Source organism: Streptomyces torulosus, from assembly GCF_001419765.1.
GTDB classification, from domain to species: Bacteria; Actinomycetota; Actinomycetes; order Streptomycetales; family Streptomycetaceae; genus Streptomyces; species Streptomyces torulosus.
Genome location: NZ_LIRK01000530.1, coordinates 1 through 5,749 on the forward strand (window position 1 = coordinate 1; position 5,749 = coordinate 5,749).

Annotated in this window: 5 protein-coding genes; all 5 read right to left on the reverse strand. The window is 69.5% G+C overall.

Annotated elements, in window-relative coordinates:
• On the reverse strand, nucleotides 1-251 hold a 251-nt coding region (locus AOK23_RS32145), incomplete at its 3' end, for an aldehyde dehydrogenase family protein (RefSeq protein ID WP_157878219.1).
• Nucleotides 252-359: 108 nt separating this feature from the next.
• A complete protein-coding gene (locus AOK23_RS32150) occupies nucleotides 360-1,817 on the reverse strand; it encodes an APC family permease (protein WP_055716082.1) in 1,458 nt (485 codons plus the stop codon).
• Between the two features lie 145 nt (nucleotides 1,818-1,962).
• Nucleotides 1,963-4,284 carry an FdhF/YdeP family oxidoreductase gene (locus AOK23_RS32155; protein WP_055716085.1) on the reverse strand — a complete coding sequence of 774 codons (2,322 nt, stop codon included), beginning with the start codon at nucleotides 4,282-4,284 and terminating at the stop codon, nucleotides 1,963-1,965.
• Between the two features lie 22 nt (nucleotides 4,285-4,306).
• Entirely contained in the window at nucleotides 4,307-4,519 is a 213-nt protein-coding gene (locus AOK23_RS32160) for a ferredoxin (RefSeq protein WP_055716083.1), read from the reverse strand.
• A gap of 31 nt (nucleotides 4,520-4,550) precedes the next feature.
• The coding region (locus AOK23_RS32165) for a cytochrome P450 (protein WP_055716084.1) at nucleotides 4,551-5,749 on the reverse strand (1,199 nt) is incomplete at its 5' end.

The window sequence follows — 5,749 nt, forward strand, 5'->3', positions numbered from 1 at the left end:
CGGCCCCGGTCGCCGGGCGCCAGGTGCGGCCACGGTCCTGTGTCGAAGGCGCGACGCGCCGCCCCGACGGCGAGATCGACCTCGGCCTCCCGCGCGTCGGCCACCCGGACCAGGCACTGACCGTCGCGTGGGGAGACCACGGCGAACGATCCGCCGTCACCGGCTTCGCTCCTGCCGTCGATGTGGTGCTGCGTGGGCGGATCGAGTTCCTTGGCGCGGCGCAGCAGTTCCTCGTGGGTGGCGTTCAGCACGCGCTCTCCCTCTCCCTCTCATGCGATGACAAACGACTCACGCGGTTCGGCAAAGGCCGGATACGGCCGGGGCGTGGGCTCCGGCCGTATCGGCGGGGGTGGCGGTGTTCAGCCGGTGGTCTCCGCCCGGGCCCGCGTCAGCCGGGCGCCGACGATGCCGAGGACCAGCACCGCCGGAACGGTGATCTGGAGCCATATGGCCGTCGTCTGGTCACCGCCGATGAGCGTCGTGAAGTTGGCGATGATGAGCCAGATGGCACCCGCGATGCCGAGTGCGCCCAGTACGGGGGCGATCAGGGTGTTCCAGGGGCGGGTGTCGGCGCGCGAGCGGCGGAAGAACACGACGACCGAGACCGAGGTCAGGAAGTACAGCAGCATGATGCCGAGGACGGCGACCCCGCTGAACCAGGAGAAGAGGGTCAGCACGGGGTCCTTGCCGAAGATCGCGAAGGGCAAGACCAGCAGCAGGGAGATCCCGGTCTGCACCGTGCCCGCGACCCAGGGCGAGTGGCGCCGGTTGATCACGGTCAGGCCGTGGGGCAGAAGGCCCTCGCGGCCGAGGGAGAACAGATAGCGGTTGGCGGAGTTGTGGAAGGCCAGGATGCCCGCGAAGAGGGAGGTGGCCAGCAGGATCGGCAGCACGTCGCCCGTCCAGCCGCCGAACAGGGCGGTGATCGGCGCGAAGACGAAGCTTGCCGCGTCGCCGCTCTCCAGCGCCTTGCCCGCGTCGCCCGTCACCTGGGACGCGCCGTGAGCGGAAACCAGCATCCACGAGGTGAAGGCGAAGAAGCCCGTGATCACCGCGACCGACAGGTAGGTGGCCCGGGGGACGGTCTTGCGGGGCTCGCGCGCTTCCTCGCCGTAGATGGCGGTGGCCTCGAAGCCGAACATGGACGCCACGGCGAACATCAGCGCCACACCAGGAGCGCCCTCGAGCGCGGCGGACGGCGAGAAGCTGTCTGTGAAGCCGAGCCCCTCGGGCCCACCACCCTTGAAGAAGGTCACGAGGGCGAAGGCGATCAGGATGCTGAACTCCGCCAGGACGAAGACGGCGAGGATCTTGGCGCCCATCTCGATGCCGGAGGCGCCGAGGACCTGCACGATCACCATGGTGACCAGGGCCCACACCCACCAGGCCACACGAGCGCCCGAGTAGTGCTCGACCAGGCCGCTCACCGTGGCGCCGTACAGCCCGTACATGGCGGCCTGGACGGCGCAGTAGGCGAAGAGGGCGACCCCGGCGCTGCCAGAACCGGTCGGGCGGCCGAGCCCCTTGCCGATGTAGGTGTAGAAGGCTCCGGCGTCCACGACATGGCGGCCCATGGCGACGAATCCGACGGAGAACAGCAGGATGACGACGCCGGCCGCGAGGTAGGCGGCGGGAGCGCCCGCGCCGTTGCCGATGGCGACGGCGATGGGCACGGCCCCCGCGATGCCCGTCAGCGGCGCCTGGGCGGAGAGAACGAAGAAGAGGATGCCCAGGACACCGAGAGAATCGGGCTTGAGCTTCCCTGCCATGGATACATCATGGTCGGTTTGTCTGGGAATCGCGGTCTGACTGTCCACTCGAATGCACCTGCCGGGGACGGGGAGGAATGAGAGATTGTTTTGAGCCAAACGAGTTGCCTCATGGTGGGCTGGAACTATCCGTTTGGCAAGGGGCTGCGAAAGATCCTTCCGTGGACGCGGAGGTCTTTTGCAGGACCGTGACTCAGGCGGCGGGCCGGTCGGCCGCGTCCCGGCGTACGAGTCGTACGACGACCGACTTCGACGTGGGGGTGTTGCTGAGGTCGGCGGTGCTGTCCAGGGGTACCAGGACGTTGGTCTCGGGGAAGTACGCGGCGCAGCAGCCGCGGGCGGTCGGGTAGGACACGACGCGGAAGTCGGGCGCCACGCGTTCGGCGCCGTCGGGGTACTCGCCGACCAGGTCGACCCGGTCGGCGTCGGCCAGCTGGAGAGCAGCCAGGTCGCCGGGATGGACGAAGACCACCCGGCGTCCGCCCTGGATGCCGCGGTAGCGGTCGTCGAGTCCGTAGAGGGTGGTGTTGTACTGGTCGTGGGAGCGGATCGTCTGCAGGAGGAGCCGTCCCTCGGGCACACGTAGGACGGTCATCGGATTGACGGTGAAGCGGGCCTTGCCGGTCGCGGTCGGGAAGTGCCGGTCGTCCCGCGGCCCGTGCGGCAGGACGAACCCGCCCGGATGGCGTACGCGCCGGTTGAAGTCCTCGAAGCCGGGGACGACCCGGGCGATGCGGTCGCGGATCAGGTCGTAGTCCTCCGCCATGGCCCGCCAGGGGACGGGTGGCGGCTCACCGCGCGCGGTGAAAACCCGCTCGGCCAGTTCGCAGACGATCGCCGTCTCCGAGCGCAGTTCGGGCGACGCCGGCGCCAGCGTGCCCCGGGAGGCGTGCACCGAACTCATCGAGTCCTCGACGGTGACGAACTGCGGTCCACCACCGCGCAGGTCGGTCTCGGTGCGGCCGAGCGTGGGAAGGATGAGCGCTTGGCGACCCGTGACCAGGTGGGAGCGGTTGAGCTTGGTGGAGACCTGCACCGTCAGGGCCGTACGGCGCAGGGCCTGCTCGGTGACGGCGGTGTCCGGGGTGGCCGAGACGAAGTTGCCGCCCATGGCGAGGAAGACCTTCACCCTGCCGTCCCGCATGGCGCGGATGGTGTCGACGACGTCCAGCCCGTGGTGACGGGGCATGGCGAGACCGAATTCCTTCTCCAGCGCGTCCAGGAAGTCGTCCGCGGGCTTCTCGTAGATGCCCATGGTGCGGTCGCCCTGGACGTTGGAGTGGCCGCGCACCGGGCAGACCCCGGCGCCGGGGCGGCCGATGTTGCCGCGCAGGAGGAGGAAGTTGACCACCTCGCGGATGGTCGGTACGGAGTGCTTGTGCTGGGTCAGGCCCATCGCCCAGCACACCACGATCTTCCGGGCCTTCAGCACCCGCTGGTGGATCCGCTCGATCTGTTCGCGCTCCAGGCCCGTGGCCTCCAGGACGTCCGCCCAGGACGTGGCGCGCACGTCGGCCGCGAACTCCTCGAACCCGTCCGTGTGTTCCTCGACGAACGCACGGTCCACCACCGTGCCCGGGACGCGGTCCTCGGCCTCCAGCAGAAGCCGGTTCAGGGCCCGGAACAGGGCGAGATCACCGCCGAGGCGGATCTGCGCGAACTCGTCCGCCAGCGCGGTGCCCCGACCGAGCATCCCCGAGGGCCGCTGCGGGTTCCTGAAGCGCATCAGGCCGGCCTCGGGCAGCGGGTTCACCGCCACGACGTGGCCGCCGCCCCTCTTCGTCCGCTCCAGGGCGGAGAGCATGCGGGGATGGTTCGTACCGGGGTTCTGGCCCACGACGAGGACCAGGTCCGCCTGGTGCAGGTCGTCGAGGGAGACGCTGCCCTTGCCGATCCCGATGGTCTCGACCAGCGCCACGCCGGAGGACTCGTGGCACATGTTCGAGCAGTCCGGCAGGTTGTTGGTGCCCAGCGCGCGGACGAGGAGCTGGTAGACGAACGCCGCCTCGTTGCTGGTACGCCCCGAGGTGTAGAAGGACGCCTCGTCCGGCGAGTCCAGCGCGGCCAGTTCCCCGGCCACGATGTCGTACGCCTGTTCCCAGGTCACCGGCGTGTAGTGCCGCGCCCCGGGTGCCAGGTACATGGGGTGGGTGAGCCTGCCCTGCTGGCCCAGCCAGTAGTCGCTGCGCTCCAGCAGCTCCGCCACGGTGTGCTCGGCGAAGAAGGCCGGGGTGACGCGGCGCAGTGTGGCCTCCTCGGCCACCGCCTTGGCGCCGTTCTCGCAGAACTCGGCGGCGTGCCGGTGGTCGCCCTCCGGCCATGCGCAGCCGGGGCAGTCGAACCCGGTCTTCTGGTTGACGCTCAGCAGGGTCAGCAGGGTCCGTTTGGCGCCCATCTGGCGGCCGCCGTGCCGCAGCGACTGTACGACGGCCGGGATGCCGGCCGCGTAGTCCTTGGGCGGACCTACGGTCAGACCGCTGTCGCCAGGGTCGTTCTCCGGTGGCCCGGACGCCATCGGTGACATGCCTTGTTCCCGTCTACTCGTGCACCGTGATGGCCTGCAGCGGACAGACCTCGGCGGCCTCGTACAGCTCCTCGGCGCTTGCCTCGTCCACGTCGGCCACGTAGACGTCGGTGGCCTCCGACCGCAGGGTCAGGCGTCCCTCGTCGTCCAGGGCGAACAGGTCGGGGGCCGCGTACACGCACTGTCCGTGGTCCTGGCACTTCTTGAGGTCGACTTCAACCTTCATGACGGCTCCTGTCTCTCGAAAGGGTCGGGGATCAGAGGAAACGGACGGGGAGGTGGGTGATCGTGCGCAGGAACTCGGTGTGGGCGTAGGCCGGCTCACCCGCGAGCTCGACGCCGGAGAACCGGTTGACGATCGAGCTGAAGACGATGTCGGCCTCCGCGCGCGCCAGGACCTGGCCGGCACAGCCGTGCATGCCGGAGCCGAAGGCCAGGTGCTGGCTGGCGGCGAGGGGGCGGGTGTGGTCGAAGGTGTCGGGGTCGGCGAAGACCTCTGCGTCGCGGTTGGCGGAGGCGATGAGCAGGGCCAGCGCCTCTCCTGCCGGCACGGTGGTGTCGCCGATGACCGTGTCCTGCGTGGTCAGACGCACCACCATGGACTCGGGCGTGTCGATCCGCAGGATCTCGTTGATGATGCCCGGCCGCGCCTCCGGCTCGTCCCGGTAGGCGGCGAACAGCTCGGGCCGCTGCGTCATCAGCCAGATGCCGTGGTTGATCAGATGCTTGACGTCGAGATGGCCCACGGCGAAGAACAGGAAGATGGTGTTGACGACCTCTTCCTCGGTCATCTTGCCCTCGTCCTGCGCGGCGATGAAGGCGTCGATCAGTCCCTCGCCGGGGTGGGCCCGCTTGTCGGCGACGAGGCGGCGGATGTGGTCGGCGAACCAGGCGAACGCCTCCGTGGTGGCGCGGGCCTCCTCGTCGTTGCCGCCGGGACCGAGGCTCAGCCCGATCTCGTAGGTCTTGCGCTGGATGGTGTCCATCTCGGTCGACTCGATGCCGAAGATGTGGCAGGTGGTCTCGAAGGTGCACTTCAGGGAGAGGCCGTCGGCCGCGTCCAGGGTGCCGTCGCCCTTCTCGACCTCGTCGAGCACGGCCTCCACGGAGGCGCGCATCACCTGGGACCACTCCTCGACGGCCTTGGGCGTGAACCAGCGGTTGGTGATCCTCCGCAGCCGCGTGTGGTCGGGGGCGTCCTTGCCGAGCATGGTGTGGTGGATCGGGTCGGCCGGCCCGAAGTCGAGCTGCTGCACGCTCAGGCTGGGGTTGCGGATCAGCCGGGCGACGTCCTCGTAACGGGAGACGACGTACAGGCCGAGCGGATGCCGGTAGACGGGGTGCTCCTCCCGCAGCCGCGCGTAGTACGGGTACGGGTCCGCACGGAAGCCGGGGTCGCGGAAAGGCAGCAGGTCCTCGGTGGCGGACGCGGGTCCGGCGGTGGTGACGGTCATGG